Origin of the sequence: Aquimarina macrocephali, assembly GCF_051627225.1 — a bacterium.
Classification (GTDB): Bacteria; Bacteroidota; Bacteroidia; order Flavobacteriales; family Flavobacteriaceae; genus Aquimarina; species Aquimarina macrocephali.
This window is the reverse complement of the sequence record NZ_CP151795.1, coordinates 3,742,554-3,760,764: the sequence shown is the minus strand read 5'-3', so window position 1 is coordinate 3,760,764 and position 18,211 is coordinate 3,742,554. Positions and strand designations below refer to the sequence as shown.

The 18,211-nt window shown below is 31.4% G+C and carries 18 protein-coding genes and 1 tRNA gene; 2 read left to right on the top strand and 17 right to left on the bottom strand.

Annotated elements, in window-relative coordinates:
* Positions 1-59: 59 nt before the first annotated feature.
* The 3 genes from AAFU52_RS16365 to AAFU52_RS16355 are packed head-to-tail and all read right to left on the bottom strand — an operon-like array spanning position 60 to position 2,000.
* Positions 60-473 (bottom strand): hypothetical protein, encoded by a 414-nt coding sequence (locus tag AAFU52_RS16365; protein WP_438422654.1) that lies wholly within the window; start codon positions 471-473, stop codon positions 60-62.
* A gap of 57 nt (positions 474-530) precedes the next feature.
* Entirely contained in the window at positions 531-1,064 is a 534-nt protein-coding gene (locus tag AAFU52_RS16360; protein ID WP_438422653.1) for a Crp/Fnr family transcriptional regulator, read from the bottom strand.
* A 24-nt stretch (positions 1,065-1,088) separates the two neighbouring features.
* Positions 1,089-2,000, bottom strand: a complete 912-nt coding sequence (locus tag AAFU52_RS16355) for a TolB family protein (RefSeq protein ID WP_024770337.1) — start codon at positions 1,998-2,000, stop codon at positions 1,089-1,091.
* Positions 2,001-2,387: 387 nt separating this feature from the next.
* Between AAFU52_RS16355 and AAFU52_RS16350 the strand changes: the two genes are divergently transcribed.
* The gene (locus tag AAFU52_RS16350) at positions 2,388-3,065 is read left to right on the top strand and encodes a CPBP family glutamic-type intramembrane protease (protein WP_438422652.1); all 678 of its coding nucleotides are present in this window, start codon (positions 2,388-2,390) and stop codon (positions 3,063-3,065) included.
* An 83-nt stretch (positions 3,066-3,148) separates the two neighbouring features.
* Here AAFU52_RS16350 and AAFU52_RS16345 read toward each other — a convergent pair whose 3' ends face one another.
* From AAFU52_RS16345 to AAFU52_RS16285, 13 genes are all read right to left on the bottom strand, one after another.
* Complete coding sequence (locus tag AAFU52_RS16345; RefSeq protein WP_438422651.1) at positions 3,149-3,499, bottom strand: DUF1801 domain-containing protein; 351 nt, start codon at positions 3,497-3,499, stop codon at positions 3,149-3,151.
* 65 nt (positions 3,500-3,564) lie between these two features.
* Positions 3,565-4,122, bottom strand: coding sequence for a YbhB/YbcL family Raf kinase inhibitor-like protein (locus tag AAFU52_RS16340; RefSeq protein ID WP_438422650.1), 558 nt, complete (start codon positions 4,120-4,122; stop codon positions 3,565-3,567).
* A gap of 89 nt (positions 4,123-4,211) precedes the next feature.
* Entirely contained in the window at positions 4,212-5,051 is an 840-nt protein-coding gene (locus AAFU52_RS16335; protein ID WP_438422649.1) for a helix-turn-helix domain-containing protein, read from the bottom strand.
* Between the two features lie 88 nt (positions 5,052-5,139).
* A complete protein-coding gene (locus tag AAFU52_RS16330; protein WP_438422648.1) occupies positions 5,140-6,549 on the bottom strand; it encodes a serine hydrolase in 1,410 nt (469 codons plus the stop codon).
* 177 nt (positions 6,550-6,726) lie between these two features.
* On the bottom strand, positions 6,727-7,644 hold the full coding sequence (locus AAFU52_RS16325; RefSeq protein WP_438422647.1) for a helix-turn-helix domain-containing protein: 918 nt from the start codon (positions 7,642-7,644) through the stop codon (positions 6,727-6,729).
* Positions 7,645-7,667: 23 nt separating this feature from the next.
* The gene (locus AAFU52_RS16320) at positions 7,668-8,423 is read right to left on the bottom strand and encodes an SDR family NAD(P)-dependent oxidoreductase (protein ID WP_024770344.1); all 756 of its coding nucleotides are present in this window, start codon (positions 8,421-8,423) and stop codon (positions 7,668-7,670) included.
* A gap of 292 nt (positions 8,424-8,715) precedes the next feature.
* Positions 8,716-8,964, bottom strand: coding sequence for a GlsB/YeaQ/YmgE family stress response membrane protein (locus AAFU52_RS16315; RefSeq protein ID WP_024770345.1), 249 nt, complete (start codon positions 8,962-8,964; stop codon positions 8,716-8,718).
* A 205-nt stretch (positions 8,965-9,169) separates the two neighbouring features.
* Complete coding sequence (locus tag AAFU52_RS16310) at positions 9,170-9,904, bottom strand: GNAT family N-acetyltransferase (RefSeq protein ID WP_024770346.1); 735 nt, start codon at positions 9,902-9,904, stop codon at positions 9,170-9,172.
* Positions 9,905-9,909: 5 nt separating this feature from the next.
* Complete coding sequence (locus AAFU52_RS16305; protein WP_024770347.1) at positions 9,910-10,323, bottom strand: nuclear transport factor 2 family protein; 414 nt, start codon at positions 10,321-10,323, stop codon at positions 9,910-9,912.
* A gap of 30 nt (positions 10,324-10,353) precedes the next feature.
* Positions 10,354-10,884, bottom strand: coding sequence for an NADPH-dependent FMN reductase (locus AAFU52_RS16300; protein WP_438422646.1), 531 nt, complete (start codon positions 10,882-10,884; stop codon positions 10,354-10,356).
* Between the two features lie 78 nt (positions 10,885-10,962).
* A complete protein-coding gene (locus AAFU52_RS16295; protein ID WP_024770349.1) occupies positions 10,963-11,544 on the bottom strand; it encodes a Crp/Fnr family transcriptional regulator in 582 nt (193 codons plus the stop codon).
* A 2-nt stretch (positions 11,545-11,546) separates the two neighbouring features.
* Positions 11,547-12,107 (bottom strand): GNAT family N-acetyltransferase, encoded by a 561-nt coding sequence (locus AAFU52_RS16290; protein WP_024770350.1) that lies wholly within the window; start codon positions 12,105-12,107, stop codon positions 11,547-11,549.
* 192 nt (positions 12,108-12,299) lie between these two features.
* Positions 12,300-15,593 carry a VCBS repeat-containing protein gene (locus tag AAFU52_RS16285; RefSeq protein ID WP_438422645.1) on the bottom strand — a complete coding sequence of 1,098 codons (3,294 nt, stop codon included), beginning with the start codon at positions 15,591-15,593 and terminating at the stop codon, positions 12,300-12,302.
* A 240-nt stretch (positions 15,594-15,833) separates the two neighbouring features.
* Here AAFU52_RS16285 and AAFU52_RS16280 point away from each other — a divergent pair, with 240 nt between their 5' ends.
* Entirely contained in the window at positions 15,834-17,927 is a 2,094-nt protein-coding gene (locus AAFU52_RS16280) for a thioredoxin domain-containing protein (protein WP_438422644.1), read from the top strand.
* Between the two features lie 44 nt (positions 17,928-17,971).
* Here the strand turns inward: AAFU52_RS16280 and AAFU52_RS16275 are convergent.
* Positions 17,972-18,046: transfer RNA gene (locus AAFU52_RS16275), tRNA-Pro, on the bottom strand.
* Between the last annotated feature and the right edge of the window lie 165 nt (positions 18,047-18,211).

Here is an 18,211-nt window from a genome sequence, read left to right as displayed (position 1 = left end):
CACTATGGAAAAGATGGTATTTTCAGTTTAACACAGATTCTAATCTTACCATACTGCTTTTAATCAAAAGTAAGTACATCAGGTTCTAAAAATTCTGTTTTTGCTTTTTCCGAATTAAAAATATCAAAACTATAATGACTACTGATGAGTTGTTTAAAGTTGGTTTTTAGCTGCGGAAATTCAACTATAAAATCTTTAAAATTATCAGATTTTGATTGATTCATAAAATGATTCACCGCTTTGGTCGCGACAATCGTTAGTGTTTTGTTGTATTTGCCTTTTTCGCCTACAAATTCGACAAAATTCTGTAGCTGAGTTTGTATCTTTTTTTCAGCTTGATCAACTCCATGGTTACTAATATTTATCCAAGCCAGCCGTAAATGTGCTTCATGACTAAAAATTTCGGGATTTAGTGTACACTGTGTAAATTGATTTTCAAATACTTCATCTGCTAGTTCAAAATGCTTTTCCATATTGTATTTCTTTTATATCATTACTTGATACAAAGGAACGAATATGTAATTTTTTTCTCATTTACATTTGTCGATAAATTGTTTTCGTGCTCTACTTAATTGTGTTGGTGTAATGCCTAAGTAGTTTGCGATGTAGTAATGCGGAATTCGATTGATTAAACTAGGATATTCTTTTAAAAAGAGTTCATACTTCTCTACAGAATTCAAATTTAAAAGAGATACTAATCTTGATTGTAATTGATTATTGAGTTTTTGGAACTCGTTTGTTATTATTTCGGTGATATTTTTGTCTTTATTGACCCAAGACATCACTTCTGAATAATCTGCTACAGAAATTTCACATCTTTCTAAAGCTTCAACATACATTACTACATTTGTTTTTGGTATATAACTACCAATAATCATATCTCCTTCCTTATAAAAATGAGTAGTAATTTCATTCCCATCATTATCATATACAAAACCTCTCATCACTCCATTAATCAGCATACCAATTTCTATACAGGGTTTGCCATATTGAAGAAAAAAACCGCCTTTTTCTAATGATATAGTTTTATGTAAAGAATCGCTAATTGTTTTCTTTTGAGACATTTTGAGTTTTAATTGCACACAGCGTTACTTGCTTTTTTTTAATTCATCGATAATTTTAGTACTTACCCAGTAAATATCTTGATTACTTGTATAGAAGAAATATTTTCCATCTTTTGATACAAAAGGACAGAGTTCATGGTTTTTTGTATTGATTTTTTCTCCCATATTGATAGATTTTGTCCACGTACCATCAGTATTTTTGAAACTAATGTAAAGATCACCTCTACCTAATCCCTCTGGTCGTCTTGCACAAAAAATAATGTAGCTTTCCTCTGGATCAACAAAAACATCGGCTTCGTAATTTGAAGTGTTAATTGAATCTCCTAGTGTAATCGCTTTCTGAAATTCTCCATTAATACTTTTAGAGGAGTATATATCAAAATCACCCTGCTTTTTCTCAGCTGTTATTTTATTTGATGAAAAATACATTGTTCCGGTTTGTGTAAATGAAATATAGTATTCATTTTTATTGGAATTGATATTGGGTCCGGCATTGATAGGTTCTGACCATTCGTTACCTTCTTTTTCTACATACCATATATCATGATCTTGTTTGGCACCTATACCATCTAATGCTTTTTCTGATATAAAGTATAATCTCTTTTCGTCTGGAGAAAGGAATGGGTCATTAAATCCATATTTATCATGGGATAAAATAGTTCTGGGTTTGCTCCATCTGTTCTCCATGAATTCAGAATATCGTATTTCAGTTTTTCCATTTATATCTACTCCATAGAAAAATTTCGTCGCTTCGGTATTAAAAACTGAACCAAATTCTGATTCAGTATTTTTAGAAATAAGACCAGGTGCGAATATCTCCGGGTTTACAGATGGAGGTTTTTGTTCAAGATACTTAAGACGATCATCTACTTTCTGACTACAACATATTAGAGGAGTTAATAAACACCAGAAAAAACAATTAATTAGTAAACGCATATGTTTTTAAGTTTTATCTATTGCAGGTAATCTTCGGTATAAGAAACATAAGGCAGATAATAAGCAATACGTTTCAGATTGGTGCTAACCCAAATATAAATATTTTCCTCTTATCATTTTTTGTAAACGTCAAATTTTACATTTGCAAACTTCTTATTAGCTATAATCAATAAAGGGATTTGTAAAGAGCATCTAATTAATTTAATGAGTGATAAACATTTCTTCGGCTTAAAAACTACCTTTTAGTGTAGCACGATTATAAACTGTTAACTTTTAATTTGTATTTCATTTGATATGGAGTACATATGAAACAAGGTGCTAAACAAATGCATTAAAAACCTTGTTGAATGGACTAATATTTATAAACAACTTTAATTTTAATACTTAATGAAAACATTAACCCATTGGAGAGATTTTTTTCAATTTCTGAAAAAACCTGATTATTTAAAACAAACTGAAGGAATAAAAAACAAATCTATTTTGGTATTTAATTCACTATTGTTAGAAATAGTGTTAATTCTTCCTTTACTCTTAATATATGGTGTATATACTTATTATACCGGAAATATTAATGAAAGTATTACAGAAAATATCGAAACATTATACAATCCCTTTGTTTTGTATATTATGGTAGCGATTTTTGAAGAACTTTCTTTTAGAGGTTTTTTGACAAAATTTAACCCCATATTGTTTTCTACATCGGTTGCAGGAATACTATCCCTTTATTACAAAAAAATAGTGTTTAGTAACATGTTCTTTGAACCAGATGGGCTAAAAGAAACAGCTATACTATTTTTAGTATTGTTTTTTTTAGTTTATTTAATTGGAACAAAATATAAAAAGGAATTAACTGTATTTTGGAATAAAAATTTTGGTTATATCGTATATATTAGCGCTTTTATCTTTGCTTTTGCTCATTTTTTTAACTCTAAAGGTTTAGAGTTAGGATATCTAAAAACTATTATTTTTCAACTCATAGGAGCTTTTATTATGAGTTTCGTTAGAGTTAGAGCCGGAATACTTTATGCTATTATAATTCATTTTGTTTGGGATATTTTTTTATAAATAGCGAGTACATATTAGTAAGCTTTTCAGATCATATAAGTGTCCTAAAAAAGCGCAAACTTATATGATTTGCGCTTAAATATTTATTTTTCATTATAAAGTTCCATTGCCATATCAAATATGCTATGAATTTTCTCTATTGGAATATCTTTATTTGGGTCAATCATTAATAATTTTGTAAAAGTCCTTTTCCCCTGAATTAAATCTGGATGGAAAATTTTTATACCTTTTCCAATTGCTATGTAAGGAAATTGTGTTTTCTTATCTACCCATAGATAACAGAAAATTTGATTTTTATACATAAAACAAGGTAAGCTGTAATACCACCTCGATTCAAACTCAGAATTATAATCAGTTATTATAGTTTTTAAAACCAAAAGGCAACTTTTAATTGGTTCTTCTTTATCAAAGTAAAAACTGTCTATCGCTTTCATACAAATTATTTAATAGCATTACACTACCTAAACTAGGTTCAATAAAAATAAAATTTTCATACCTACTACTCTTTGGTTCTTTGATAATACATCACTATGCTAGCTTTAGCTAAAGTATTATTCCAAAGATAATAGCCTACAACTGCAGGGTTTGTATTTGCATTAAGTCCAAGTTTATCGGTTTTTAAAGCATGAACAGTAATAATATATTGATGTATACCATGCCCTTGGGGAGGGCAAGGTCCTCCATATCCACTTACTCCAAAATCTGTCATACTTTGAATTGCTTCTTTTGGAGTTAAATTTAATTTCATATTACCCGCATTTGATACTAATTCTTTAATATTTGCAGGGATATCAAATACAACCCAATGCCACCATCCGCTGCCAGTTGGTGCATCTGGATCATACATAGTTATTGCAAAACTTTTCGTGCCTTTTGGTGCATTCTTCCATGAGAGTTGAGGAGATTCATTGTTTCCGGTACAACCAAATCCGTTAAATTCTTCATTAATGGTGGCTTCTCCGCCTATAGAATTGCTCGATAATGTGAACGTTTTTTGTGCAAATGAAGAGGTTGATATTGTTAGTAGTATGCCTAAAATAAAAATTGATTTTTTCATAATGGTTTATATTTAATTATAAATACAAAATTATGAGTTATTGAGGAAGAAACTATATTTAATTTAGGTCAAAAAGTAGTGCTAAAAGTTCAATCTAGTTGATACTGTTTTGGGGTAACACCAAATTTTGTTTTAAATGCATATATAAAATTTGAAAGGTTTTCATAACCAATTTCCTGATAGATTTCTGATGGTCGTTTGGAATTATTCTTTAACATAAAAGCTGAATATTCAAGCCTCTTATCCAAAAACCATTTACTGGGTGATTGGTGAAAGTGTTTTTCAAATTCTCGTTTAAATGTTGATACACTCATATTCGATAAAAAAGCCAACTCTTTTAATGTCATTTTTTTTAGCTTATTATTTTCAACGACATTGAGGAAGTTTTGAAAGGAATTCCTCTCTTGAATCATCATTGAATTTATAAAATCTGTCCCTTTAGTTTCTACCAAATAGATCATAATCTCTTCAAATTTTGTCTGAATCATTTTTTCCTGAATACTCGGGTCTAGTCTTGAAATATCAACTAAACTATTTACATAATTTTTGATAAATTGATCATATTGAAACGAATACGCAGATTGTGGTAATGAAATTTTAGAAGTTTTAATGTCAAATTTCTGAACGAATTGCTGTATCTCTTCATTTGAAAAAAATAACAATACACTTTTATAACTTTTATGTAAAGGCGAGAGTTTTTCTGTCATTAAACAGTGTCCTGATTTCATCAATAGAAAACTAGAATTCTTGATTAAGAAAGATGAATTATTTGTAAAAATCTCTTTTTGACCTTCAATCAAAAAACTGAAGACATTTTTTGTGAGTTTTATTTGTTGCTTAGCAAGCTCTTTCGTTGATTGATAATAGTATAAACTGGTAAACATATGTTTACCAGAGTTTAAATCAATAGGAAGTGTTACTGTTTTCATAGGGTCCTTCTTACCGTCAAAGGTTTTTCATAAACCATGTATCTTATCAGAGAAATTACCTCATCATTGATATCTTCTACGCTTATTTCTATTCTTTAATGCTATTAATTTTTTCAATCATTTTTACGGCGTTCTTATTTTTCGGATTTAGCTCGAGTGACTTTTTATAATTGATTAATGCTAAATCATATTCTCTGTTTACGAAATAAGCTTCTCCGCTGCTGTCGTATAAATTTGCATTTTCCGGGAATTCAGAAATTGCTAATTCAAAAATCTTAACTGCCTCTTTAGGTTTTTCTGCACGAATTAATTCGTAGCCCAATCTATTTAACTCATTTGGGTCATCAAAAGCATAATCACCGGAGTCTATTTTCTTTAGGTTATGATAAGCTTCAATTCCTTTTTCCACATCTTCTAAACAGTCTTTTCTAATAAACTGAAATACAGATCTTTTAGGAATATTAAATTCCTTACGCAACATTATATTATATGCTTCATGTCCTAAATCCCAAACTCGATTTTTATTATTGGAAACGATGATAATGATAATATCATTTTCAAAATCATTTAAGAAAATAGATTCAAATTTGTAGCCTACTCCATTGTGTCTTTGCAATTGTTTTTCTTTAAAATATTCACCTAAAGACGATGTTTTATCTTCGGCATACGGGTTTTGAAGTAGTATATTAAAAGATTCTTGACTAATTAATTGATTTGAATTCATCGCTTTAATCCATTTGTAAAGGTCATTAGAGTCTACCCATAACCAACCACTAATGAATTCTAGCTCTGGACAAGGATTTTTTTCAAAATCATAACAAGACGTTCTATGTTTTGTGGTAGCCGGTGGATCAAAAACAGAATTTGTCATATTTAATGGCTCTATGATATTCTCTTTTACAAAATCCTGAAATGTCTTCCCTGTTACTTTCTCTAAAATTCTTCTTTGTAGAAAAACATTACTGTTGTCGTACCTAAAATTTGTTCCTGGTTCAAAAAGCAAGGAATCAGTTCCTCTAATAATTTCCCACGCTTCATTGTCATTTGGAGGTAGTTTTGGATCTATAGGAGGAATACCTCCTGCATAATTTATTAAATGATTTACTGTTACTTTTTCGGACCAAGCCGGAAGATCTAAATCGAACTTTGAGATTGGGTCATCCAATGAAAGTAACCCTTTTTCGACCAGTATCATTATTGCAACACCATTAAATTCTTTTGCTATTGAACCAATATTAAAAATTGATTTATCATCTAATTTTATTTGTTGAGTAGCATCTGTATATCCAAAAGATTTTTTATAAACGATAGTATCATTTTTAGCTATAAGAACATTTCCATTAAATAACTCCCTTTCGAATGATGTTGACATTAGAGAATCTATTTCTTTAACATATCTCGCTGTAGCTTTCTTTTTAACAGGTTTCGTATTACAACCAATATTCAATAGTATTACTAATAAAAGACTTGCTCTTGTTACGGTAATCAATATTTTCATAAATTCTATATTTCTTCTAAATGACTAATTAAACTATAACGGTTTATGTATGAAACGTAGCCTTGTACATAACAACAAGCTTTACAGATCGCATAAATGTATTAAAAAAGCACAAATTTTTATGATTTGCGCTTAATTAGCTATTCTGTATATACGCTTTGCGATAGTTTTATGTATTCAATTATATGTTTTTCTAAATTCTATGGGAGACATATCTGTTTTATTTTTGAAGAGCTTTGTAAATGATGCCGGATGTTCAAAACCCAAATTGTAAGCAATTTCACTTACCGAAAGCAATGTTGTTGATAGCTGTTCTTTGGCCTTTTCTACTAATTTATTATGAATATGTTGTTGCGTACTTTGCCCGGTTAATGATTTGAGCATACTGCTCAAGTAATTCGGAGTAAGGTTTAAACAATTAGCCACCCATTGAACAGTAGGCAGGCCTTTTTCAACTAAGCTATCAACTTTAAAATAATCTGATAAGATTTGTTCTAGCTGACTTAACACCTGGTGGTTAGAAATCTTACGAGTAATGAACTGTCGTTCATAAAAGCGTTCTGCATAATTGAGAAGCAACTCTAACTGTGAAATAATAATTTTCTGACTAAACTTATCCATATTTGATTGATACTCGCGTTGGATATTCTTCAAGAGATCCAGCATCATTTGTTCTTCTTTTTCAGAAAGGAAAAGCGCTTCATTTATCGTATATCCAAAAAAATCATAATGTGTTATTTGCGTAGCCAACGGTGAATTCCATAAAAAATCGGGATGAACTAATAGTAACCAACCTGAAGGTTTATGATCTTTAATATTAGGGTTATTTCCTAAACTCATCACCTGCTTTGGTGCTACAAATGTCATGACACCTTCATCAAAATCATACTCTTGTTGTCCATAAAAAAATTTATGTGCTACGTTTCGTTTTAATCCAATAGTATAATAGTCTTGTTTCCATTTTAGTTCTTCAATATTCGATGGATACCTAACCTGACTATAATCCACTAGACTTATTAATGGATGTTCGGGAGCGACAATATTAGCTAATTTATGATAATCACTTACTTTTTTAAAATACTTTAAATCTTTCATTATACTAAATTTATGATTTTTTTTTATGCCAACATACCTCCTGAAACTTCAATACGTTGTCCATTAATCCAGCCCGCTTTATCAGAACATAAAAAAGCAACGATTCCTCCAATATCTTCAGCTTCTCCAACACGCCCTAATGCAGTAATATTAGAAATTAAAGCTGCTTTTTGTTCATCTTTATTACTTCCTCCTGCAAAATCAGTTGCAATGGCTCCTGGTGCGATAACATTAGCTGTAATTTTACGTTGTCCTAATTCTTTTGTTAAATAGCGTGTAAAAACTTCTATACCTCCCTTCATCATTGCATATGCAGACATACCTGGCAGACTAAAACGGGTTAATCCACTAGAAATATTGATAATTCGCCCTCCTTTATTAAGAAAAGGTAATGCTGATTGGGTTAGGAAATAAGCACTTTTAAGATGTACATTCATCATTTCATCAAATTCTTCTTCTGTTGTATTTGACACCAGGTTATGTACTCCTGTTCCGGCATTATTGATTAAAAAATCAAAATTAAGATTTCCATTTTCTTGTTTTAAATAGTTGGTTACTTCGTTTATGAATTCTTGTCCGTTTTTATAGTTGGTAGCATCAAAAGGAAAAGCTACAGCTTTCTGCCCTTGTGCCTCTATTTCTGAAATAACTTCTTTTGCTTTGTTCTTATTTTTATGGTAAGAAAAGATAATATTCACACCTTCTTTTGCTAGATTGATTGCCATATCACGACCTAATCCACGACTTCCACCTGTAATAACTGCAGTTTTTTGACTCATTTTTATTGTTTTTAATTTACAATACAAAGTTGAGTTTATAAAGCAACTAGTTCTTTTCCAAATCTACTTTTATCTTGTTCTAATCTATGATATAAAGGGAAACCATTTCTAACAACAATATAAATGTAATGATCAATTACATTCGTTTGTCTAATATTACGCCTGAAATCAAAACTCTTTATCTAAAAGCAAAAAGCTACCAGATAGGTAGCTTTTTGTAGTATGATTAGAATCAAATTTATCTTACTCTCATATCGATAAAACATCTATATGACCATAGTAAGTATATTGATTATCGTTTTTTAAATATTAGATTGAGCAAAAACAGAATGATTATCGCTCCGATAGCCCCAGTAAGTATCGCACCGATCCAACCGGTACCCAGGCTAATTCCCAATCTTCCCAAAAGCCAGTATCCAACATAACTACCGATGATTCCAACTATAATATTTCCGATGAGACCTAAACCACCACCTTTATAAATGGTACCTCCTAGCCAACCTGCTACTGCTCCAATAACAATTGTTACAATTATTTCCATATTGTTAGTTTTAAATTATTAATAAAGTGTTAATATATTAAAAAAATACGAACTTATCTGATATGTTTAGCTTTTCAATGTTATAATATGATCGACCTCTTCTTATTGATAAGTCATTTTTTTAGTATTATTTTATTATCAGTCATAATAAAGATTATCAACAACTTAAGAATAAAAAAACTATTAACGACACTGTAAAATCCAGCTATATACGTGTTTTAACAGTATAACTTTTTAGTGTTCCATCGGTTATAAATCCAATTTTAGAATAAATTCCCTCACCAAATCTAGATGCTACTAAAACAACGATATCACTTAGATTTCTGTACGCTTCAAATAATAGCTTATCGGTCATAATTTTACCTAATCCCATTCCTCTATATTCTGGTAGTGTTCCTATCATATGTATCCCAGAACATCCATTTTTATCATGATATATAATTCCGCAACTTACATATTCACTGTTATGTTTACCCAAAAAAAGATGTATGTTTTTTTGGTGTTTAACTAATGAAGTTATAGTCTCGGGTAGTATCTGATATCCAAACGATTTTGACGAAACTCTTGCAAATACTATTGCCTTGTTATCATCATCAACGGGTTCTATTGTAGCAAAATCTTCTATAGGTGCAGTATGCTTAGAAGTTTCTAAAAACATTGCCTTCACTACCGATTTTAGTTCAAAATCATATTGTAATAATCGTTTTTCTATGTTTTCATTTTCAGCTACTCCTAATGAATTTGGTAAAACCCCATTCTTCATTTTTGCATGAAGTTGATCCATATTTATTATCTCTGGATCTATCCCAAAAATTTTACTGGGCCATGATTTTTTTTCGGGCTTCGTATAGGTATATCCATCTCCTCTATTTAAAAAGTTTCCTTGTATTCCTATATATCCCCAAAACTCAAAAAGGTGGTTTATTATGGTCTCATTCATGAAATTTAGTTCTGTGAAGTTTTTACAAAAGCTGCCGAATCTTCATAAAATCTATACTCTTTAATTTTTCCATCTTCAATTATGCTTATCTGGGCCCAATCACTTATAAATAATTTGCCAGTTGCTTTTACTTCGTGTGAAAATTTTCCATTTGCAAAAACGACATTTCCTTCAGAGATTACTCTTTCTACACTAAATTCTTTGGTCGTAAAAGAATTAACTATGTTGGCAATAAACTGCTTTGCTTCTTCTTTGGTTCTATATGTACCATGAAGTTGATCTTTTTTACGTTCCTGGTCACGTACGCTCACGATCAGGCAATTTTCGTGAAACAAATTTACTACTTTATCCATATTGCCATTTTGAAAAGCATTAAAATAATCATATACTACTGTACTACTGTTTTCTGTATTTTTCATATTTTTTGTTTTTATAGAGTGAATACTTATTTATTGCATTAATGTCTTAACTTCTTTGTCTAGTTTTGCGTTCTCTGATGCATCCAGAATTGATGAATTGTTTACATCAAACTTGTTATTAAAATCTCCTAAAGAGTATACACCAGATAGGTTCCCACCCCATATTGGCAAGAGTTTTTCTAAAACCTGAAGATGCGATGCTCCTCCTGTTACTCCAGGAGAAGTACTCATTAACACTACAGGTTTGTCTCCAAAAAATCGTTGATCGATTCTTGATAGCCAATCAATTATGTTTTTGAAAAAAGATGAAGGAAGTCCGTTATGCTCTGGTGAAGCAATCATAAACCCATCTGCCTTTGTAAAAAGCTGAAAAAGCTCTTTTATTGTTTTTGGAATACCTTTCTCTTCTATGACCGGACTATAAATAGGAACGATATAATCTGATAGTTGTATGAGATGTATATTAGTATGCTCATCGATTTTATTGACTGCTGCAATCAATAATTGTTGATTGATCGATTTAGGATTATTACTTCCTGAAAAAGCAAGGATTTTTTTCATTTGTACTATTTTTTAAATTATTTAGTACAAACTAACTCCTATTTGACGTTAAAAACCTTAAGGTACCTTAAGAACGGCTCATGTTGTAGTTTTTTTTCTTAATGCGCTTAAAAACTCGGGAGTCATTCCTAAATATGAAGCGATCATGTATTGCGGTACACGCTGTTCGATATCCCTATATTTTGAACGAAACTCAAAATATCGTTCTTCTGCTGTTTTACTTAAAGTATTAAGTGTACGATCTTGCAAAGCAACATATGCTTTTTCAAACTTAAACCTAAAAAAACGTTCTATTGCAGGTACCTGGTCATATAATTGGTTTAATGTATCCCGATGAATTTGAAGTATTACACTATGTTCTAATGCCTGGATAAAGTGTCTGGCCGGAGTTCTGGTAAGGTAACTATACAGATCATTAACCCACCAGCCTTCTATTCCAAATTGAATGATATGTTCCCGTGCTTCTTCATCCATATAATAACTTCTTAGAGCTCCTTCTGTTATAAATCTCATATGTAAAGAAACCTCCCCCGTATACAACAGAACTTCTTTCTTTTTTAAAGTTACCACATTAAAACATTCACTAACGCAATTGGCATCATGATCTGTAAGAACAATACTTTCTCTAAAATGTTGTATTAATTTATCAATTGGATCCATATCTACAACACTGATTTTTTCATATCAAAAGCAAGCCCGATATACGAATTGTTATTAAACTCGAATTCATCTATTATTTTCCAGCCCAATTTCTTAGTATGCGCTTTTTCAGAAATAACATTCACTTTATTTATAAATGTTATACTAATAGGATATTTTTTTATGAATTCGATTCTCATTTCTTCAAAAATCAAATTTAGCAGTCCTTTACCACGGTAATCTTTATCAATACAAACCGGCCCGTATTGAAAACTGTTTTCTGTTGAAATTTGATATCCTTCAAATGATAATTTTGGAAAACGAGATATCATAACATTAAAAATTTCCCATTGCTCAAAATATTTCCAGTTTCCGGCAAAAGCATAAGCCACAATTACATCATTATCATTTTCTGCAATAAAAATTCCGTTTTGCTTTATAATCTCTTCAATTTGATTAGTAGTAAACGGGGTGGTCACAAAACCTGTTTCTCGTTCTTTTTTGGTTAAATTACTAAACAGATTCTTTTCCTGAAGTGAAAGAATTCCTTTTATATCAGCTACTGTACCAATACGTGTTCTCATTATTTTTTATACTATTTTACTAAAGAATACTAAATCATTATTTAGGTATAATTGTCCCTGGTGAGTATATTTCTTATCCAGGTAACTAAGGTAGTTAATCTTTTATGTTTTTGAAGTAAGACGAATCTAGATTTACACGATAAATCAATTAAATTTTGAAGGTATTGTAAGTGTGTGACCTGAAACCAGGGTTTAAGAATCTATAGGAAATAATTTTAACCCTTCATTTTTACATTGCATAAGGATATATTTTTTATCACCGATTATTATACGTTCTGCAGCTTTTATTTGTATCCCATGTAGTGCAGGCAATCTCGCAGAAAAACTTAGAGGAGTTTCCTGGTTTCTATACAGAAGATATCCTTTATTGGCATCGTAGCGTATTGTTTCTACTTCGGCTTCATATAATGAGCCTACTCCAAAAATGTCATTTATTCCGTCCTTATTAAAATCTTCAACAACAAAATCTGTAGTCGGACCAAACTGAGCTTGCATAGGTAGTGATGTTATAGTAAAATCGCCTTTTCCATCATTAATTAGGATAACAGTATTAAAATCGGTAGCCGTATAATGAGTTGCTTCTTTCAGATCCTGATCTCCATAAATATCAGACAGTGATGCGTTTGCAAACTCCCCATAGGTTTTAAACTTATTCTTTAACATGGGTAATTGCTCAGAGGAGCATTGTTTCCCTCTCACGGGCAATAGTAATCCTGTTTTAGATTCTTTACTCAAAATAATATCCAAACTTTGGTTTTGATCAAAATCTTTGGTGTAGATATGCAGTGGTTTGTCTTTTGTAGGGTGAAACTTTGTATTCTGACCTATGTTTCCTATCAAATAATCTGCATCCCCATCACTATCAACATCTGCAGCTTGTATCGTAAAATACCAACCCGAGGTATTTTGTAGTGCGTCTATATCTTTCTTGATCAATATTCCTTTATCATTATCAAAAATGGTAATTGGCATCCACTCGCCTATCACTAAAAGATCTTCGTCTCCATCCTTATCATAATCCGAAAAAACTGCTCCATTTACCATGTTTACTGGTTCCAATCCTTTAATCATTTGATCAGTTACCTTTGTAAAATTCCCGCTGTCATTTCTTAGTATATATGAAGGTGATGACATAGGATATTTACCTGGGACTACCCCTCCACCTATAAAAAGATCGAGATCGCCATCCTGATCAACATCAGATGCAGCCACGGCAGAAGATATCGATTTGATCTTAGGAAATGTAGTATCTCTGGTAAAATTACCTTTCCCATCATTGGTATAGACTCTATCGATAAGCCAATCACTATTTTCCTGATCTTCATAACTTCCACTCGCTACATATAAATCCTGATCTCCATCATTATCTATATCAAAAAATAATGCCTGGTTATCTTCAAATTCTTTATCATTCTGAAAAACGGAAATACTAGAAGTCCTAAATGTGCCATCTTCTTTCTGAACATAGATTGCAGCAGGTGCTCCTTTGGCATTTCCCACAAAGAAATCATCTTTTCCATCGTTATTTACATCACCAACGGTAAGTGCTTTCCCTTTTTCGCTTTGTTTTTGCGGTAATAATAACTGAAGTTTGTAATCATCGAAATTGCGTTCGGTATTCTTGTAATGAATCCCAAATTGGGAAGCATCAATCACAGTTGAGATATTTGTATGTTGCTTTTTATTTTTCTCTACAGTTGATTGCGCATCTTTTTGATTGATCTCGAGCAATTGATTCCCTTTTATATCCTGAAGTGTAGTATATACTCCTTTAGGCCATTGTACTTGTATACTATCTATCATTGTTATATCTCCTAATCCAAAATGTATTCGTTGACTTACAGAAGATTGAAATCCTCTTACAGGATAATGCGTTTTTGACTGTTGTTGGTCTTTGGTATAGATATTAACTTTTGCTCCAATACCATTGAGGTTCTTATCACCACCAGAAAGTATAATCGATATATAGTTATTGTCCTGATTATTTTTATAGATACTTGCAGTTTCCATCTGATTGTTGAGGATAAGATCAAGATCTCCATCATTATCAAGATCAGCATAGGCAACCCCATTCGAATTTACTTTTTCTTGTAGTCCCCATTCTTTGGTAACAGGTAAAAACGTTAAATCTCCATTATTAAGAAACATTTTGTTACTTAATTTGCTAGAAGGCATCATACCAATTGCTTCGTCTAATGTTACTTTTTTTCGATTACGGATATTAGTCTTCATTCTATTTCTAAAATCCTGGTTAGAAAGATCATGAAGGATACCATTAGTCACAAAAAGGTCATTAAATCCATCATTATCAAAATCTGCCAATACAGGAGCCCAACTCCAATCTGTATTTGAAATACCAGACAATTGTCCTATTTCACTATACATACCATTCCCCAGGTTTAGTTGTAACGCATTAGACATGTATTGATGATGATACCCTGCTTCAACCAACTCGTTGAAATTTTCGGTACTCATCGATGCCATATTTTCTTTACTTCTTTTATGATCATCAGACATCATATCCAAAACCACCAGGTCAGGTTTTAAATCATTATTAATATCAGCAAAATCAGATCCCATACTATTTGCAGTGATATGGTCAAAAGTGTTAAGGATGGTATTGGTAAATGTGCCATCGTGATTATTGATATAAAGAAAATCAGATTCTAAAAAATCATTAGCTACATAAACATCGGGCCAATCGTCTTCATTAAAATCGCCAATAGAAGCACTAAGTCCCCAGGCTTTATTTAATAGTCCCGATTTTTGAGTAATATCGGTAAACTTTCCTTCGTTATTTTCAAAAAGCTGGTCGCTACTTTCGGGAAGATAATTAAATTGGATTCTTGGATCTATCGTTACATTATTATTAAAATCCGGTCTGTGATTTAAGAGGTATATATCTAAATCTCCATCTTTATCAAAATCCAAATAATAAGCCTGAGTTGAAAAAGCACTGGATGCCAAACCATATTGATCAGCTTGCTCTATAAATGTTCCATTTTTCTGGTTGATATACAGTTTATTCTTTCTTTTACCCTCATCTTTAAGTGCTCCTGATTTACATACATAAATATCTAACCAACCATCGGTGTTGATATCTATCATAGAAACACCAGTAGACCAACCTTCCTGATCTGTAACTCCTGCATTTTTTGTGATATCATCAAAGACAAAATCACCTTTATTAAGGTAAAGTTTATTAGTCCCTTGATTAGAACTAAAATATATATCTTCTAATCCATCATTATTAATATCTCCTACTGCTACTCCCCCTCCATTATAGATATATGAGTAATTAAGAAAATTGAAATATAATGTTTCTTCGATCTTATTTTTAAAACCAATAGTACTATGAGTTTCTGAAACTTTTTCAAATAGTGTTGTAATTTGCTTCGTTTCTATAACAGTAGTATCTTCTTTTTGATGTTTTGAGCAACCAGAAAAAATCAAAATTAGCACTATGAGGTAAAATATGTTCTGCATAATATTTAAAAAAATTAAGCCCTCATTTTTCGAGGGAATTTGAAAATAAGGAACATTTTTTTTTATTGTAAACTTATCCTCTAAACAGCATGCTTTCATAGACAAACAACTTGAATTAATTTATCAAATGACGACACTACACTATACATTTCTTATCATAAATAAATCTCTAAAACGTCGTACTTGGGGATATTATACAAATTATTGTACTTTGCCCTAAATATACCTTTTTGTAACGAAATGCTAAATACTTCTCGAATTATAAAATTTACCGTTTTTGCTTTATTACTATTTGTTTTTGGATGCAAGGATACTCCATCAAAAAATGACTATGCATATACCAATAGGTTGATTGATGAAACAAGTCCCTATTTATTACAACATGCACATAACCCTGTTGATTGGAGACCCTGGAGTGATAGTGCTCTTGAGGAAGCAGTAGCAGCTAACAAATTATTAGTTGTAAGTATTGGATATTCCTCTTGCCATTGGTGTCATGTAATGGAAAAGGAGACTTTTGCAGATCAAGATGTCGCCCTGTTAATGAATGAGCATTTTATAAACATTAAAGTTGATAGAGAAGAACGCCCCGATCTGGACCATATTTATATGACTGCTGTACAATTAATGCAAGGCAGTGGCGGGTGGCCTCTTAATGTTATTCTTCTTCCGAATGGAAAACCTGTATATGGAGGTACTTATCATACCAATGAACAGTGGAAAGAGGTACTAGACAAAATCATTAATTTATACCAAACTAATCCTCAAAAGCTAACTGAATATGCTGATAAAATTTCATCTGGTATACATGCTACAAATGTAATTGAACCCAAAAATGATGATACACATTTGACTAAAAACACGCTCGATCTAAGTGTGAAAAATTGGCAAAAAAACTGGGATTCTAAATGGGGAGGAGATCTCGGGGATCAAAAATTTATAAAACCTCATAGTTTGGATTTTCTTATGGACTATGCAGCGTTAACAGGTAATGACACCATTAAAAAACATGTTGAAAACACATTAGATAGAATTGCATCCGGAGGTATTTATGATCATGTTGGTGGAGGCTTTTTTAGATACAGTACTGATCCACATTGGGAGGTTCCCCATTTTGAAAAAATGCTCTACACTAATGCTCAATTAATTAGTCTCTATTCTAAAGCATATAAAGTTTATAAAAAGATACGGTATAAAACAATAGTGAAAGAGACCATCAATTTTTTAGAACATGAAATGAAAGGTCAAAATGGAGGGTATCATTCGGCGATAGATGCTGATAGCAAAGGTAAAGAAGGTGGCTATTACCAATGGAAAAAAGAAGAGCTAAAACTTCTTTTAAAAGAAGAGTATTCTCTTTTCTCTACATATTATAATTTAGGAGCTTCTAATAGTTCAGAAAAGGAAGCTTCTCTTATTATAAAACAATCTTCTAACGATAGTTTATTTAGTATTCAAAATGATATTTTGCCTGAGAAGCTAGTACACCTAAAAACTAAATGGCAAGAATTACTCTTCAACGAAAGACAGAAAAGAGTATCCCCTGCTATTGATGATAAAGTTATTACTTCATGGAATGCCTTGTTGATTAATGGGTTTATTGATGCTTATAAAGCTTTAGGAAATAAAGAGTACCTCACCAGAGCTATCGCACTTTATGATTTTATTGATACCAATAATACCAGAAATGATTTTTTGATTCATACCTATAAAAAAGGTAGTACGCAGCAAGAGGGTTTTATTGAAGATTATGCTTTTCTTATTGATGCAACAATTAATTTATATAGTATTACCGGAGAAAAAAAATATCTTGATCGGGCAAATAATTTACACACTACTACCTCTACACATTTTACTGATTCGGTTACTAAAATGTTTAAGTATACCAAAGAAAGTAAATTGATATCGACATTAATTAAAGTTGATGATGGAGTGATACCATCACCAAATGCTATTATGGCGCATAATCTCAAAAAACTTGGTATTCTAAACTATGATAACAAGCTTACAGAAAAATCAAAACAAATGTTATCTTCTATGGCGATTTACTTAACCGATAATGCTAAAGATTTTTCTAAATGGAGTGCTTTACAACTTCATACCGTTTATCCTTTTTATGAGATTGTAATCGTAGGGGAAAAAGCAGATTCTATAGCAGATATTTTTAATTCTCATTACATTCCTAATGCTATAGTTGTGGCAAGTACTCAAGAAAGTTCACTTCCTGTATTTAAAAACAAGTATATCGAAGATGAAACTTTTATTTACGTCTGCCAGGAAGGAGCGTGCAAACTTCCTGTTCAGAGTGTAGAACAAGCTCTCAAACAATTATAAAATAAAAAAGAGATCCTATATCAAGATCTCTTTTAGTGTCTGTGTCGGGATGACAGGATTTGAACCTGCGACCACACGGCCCCCAGCCGTGTACGCTAACCGGACTGCGCCACATCCCGAAAAATCAGAGTGCAAATATAACTTTTTATTCTAATTTTTGAGAATCGATTATTAACTAAAATTTTTAAATTTTTATAACGATTGCACTTTAACCTCAGCCATATTTAAGCTTTTTTTGAAGGGATATTTGTAACAAAAAAAGGCTATCAAGTTATTTTGATAGC

Bases quoted from the DNA above. Each gene is read 5' to 3' on its own strand.
- AAFU52_RS16365 (WP_438422654.1), bottom strand. From the start codon at position 473: ATGGAAAAGCATTTTGAACTAGCAGATGAAGTATTTGAAAATCAATTT.
- AAFU52_RS16360 (WP_438422653.1), bottom strand. From the start codon at position 1,064: ATGTCTCAAAAGAAAACAATTAGCGATTCTTTACATAAAACTATATCA.
- AAFU52_RS16355 (WP_024770337.1), bottom strand. From the start codon at position 2,000: ATGCGTTTACTAATTAATTGTTTTTTCTGGTGTTTATTAACTCCTCTA.
- AAFU52_RS16350 (WP_438422652.1), top strand. From the start codon at position 2,388: ATGAAAACATTAACCCATTGGAGAGATTTTTTTCAATTTCTGAAAAAA.
- AAFU52_RS16345 (WP_438422651.1), bottom strand. From the start codon at position 3,499: ATGAAAGCGATAGACAGTTTTTACTTTGATAAAGAAGAACCAATTAAA.
- AAFU52_RS16340 (WP_438422650.1), bottom strand. From the start codon at position 4,122: ATGAAAAAATCAATTTTTATTTTAGGCATACTACTAACAATATCAACC.
- AAFU52_RS16335 (WP_438422649.1), bottom strand. From the start codon at position 5,051: ATGAAAACAGTAACACTTCCTATTGATTTAAACTCTGGTAAACATATG.
- AAFU52_RS16330 (WP_438422648.1), bottom strand. From the start codon at position 6,549: ATGAAAATATTGATTACCGTAACAAGAGCAAGTCTTTTATTAGTAATA.
- AAFU52_RS16325 (WP_438422647.1), bottom strand. From the start codon at position 7,644: ATGAAAGATTTAAAGTATTTTAAAAAAGTAAGTGATTATCATAAATTA.
- AAFU52_RS16320 (WP_024770344.1), bottom strand. From the start codon at position 8,423: ATGAGTCAAAAAACTGCAGTTATTACAGGTGGAAGTCGTGGATTAGGT.
- AAFU52_RS16315 (WP_024770345.1), bottom strand. From the start codon at position 8,964: ATGGAAATAATTGTAACAATTGTTATTGGAGCAGTAGCAGGTTGGCTA.
- AAFU52_RS16310 (WP_024770346.1), bottom strand. From the start codon at position 9,904: ATGAATGAGACCATAATAAACCACCTTTTTGAGTTTTGGGGATATATA.
- AAFU52_RS16305 (WP_024770347.1), bottom strand. From the start codon at position 10,323: ATGAAAAATACAGAAAACAGTAGTACAGTAGTATATGATTATTTTAAT.
- AAFU52_RS16300 (WP_438422646.1), bottom strand. From the start codon at position 10,884: ATGAAAAAAATCCTTGCTTTTTCAGGAAGTAATAATCCTAAATCGATC.
- AAFU52_RS16295 (WP_024770349.1), bottom strand. From the start codon at position 11,544: ATGGATCCAATTGATAAATTAATACAACATTTTAGAGAAAGTATTGTT.
- AAFU52_RS16290 (WP_024770350.1), bottom strand. From the start codon at position 12,107: ATGAGAACACGTATTGGTACAGTAGCTGATATAAAAGGAATTCTTTCA.
- AAFU52_RS16285 (WP_438422645.1), bottom strand. From the start codon at position 15,593: ATGCAGAACATATTTTACCTCATAGTGCTAATTTTGATTTTTTCTGGT.
- AAFU52_RS16280 (WP_438422644.1), top strand. From the start codon at position 15,834: ATGCTAAATACTTCTCGAATTATAAAATTTACCGTTTTTGCTTTATTA.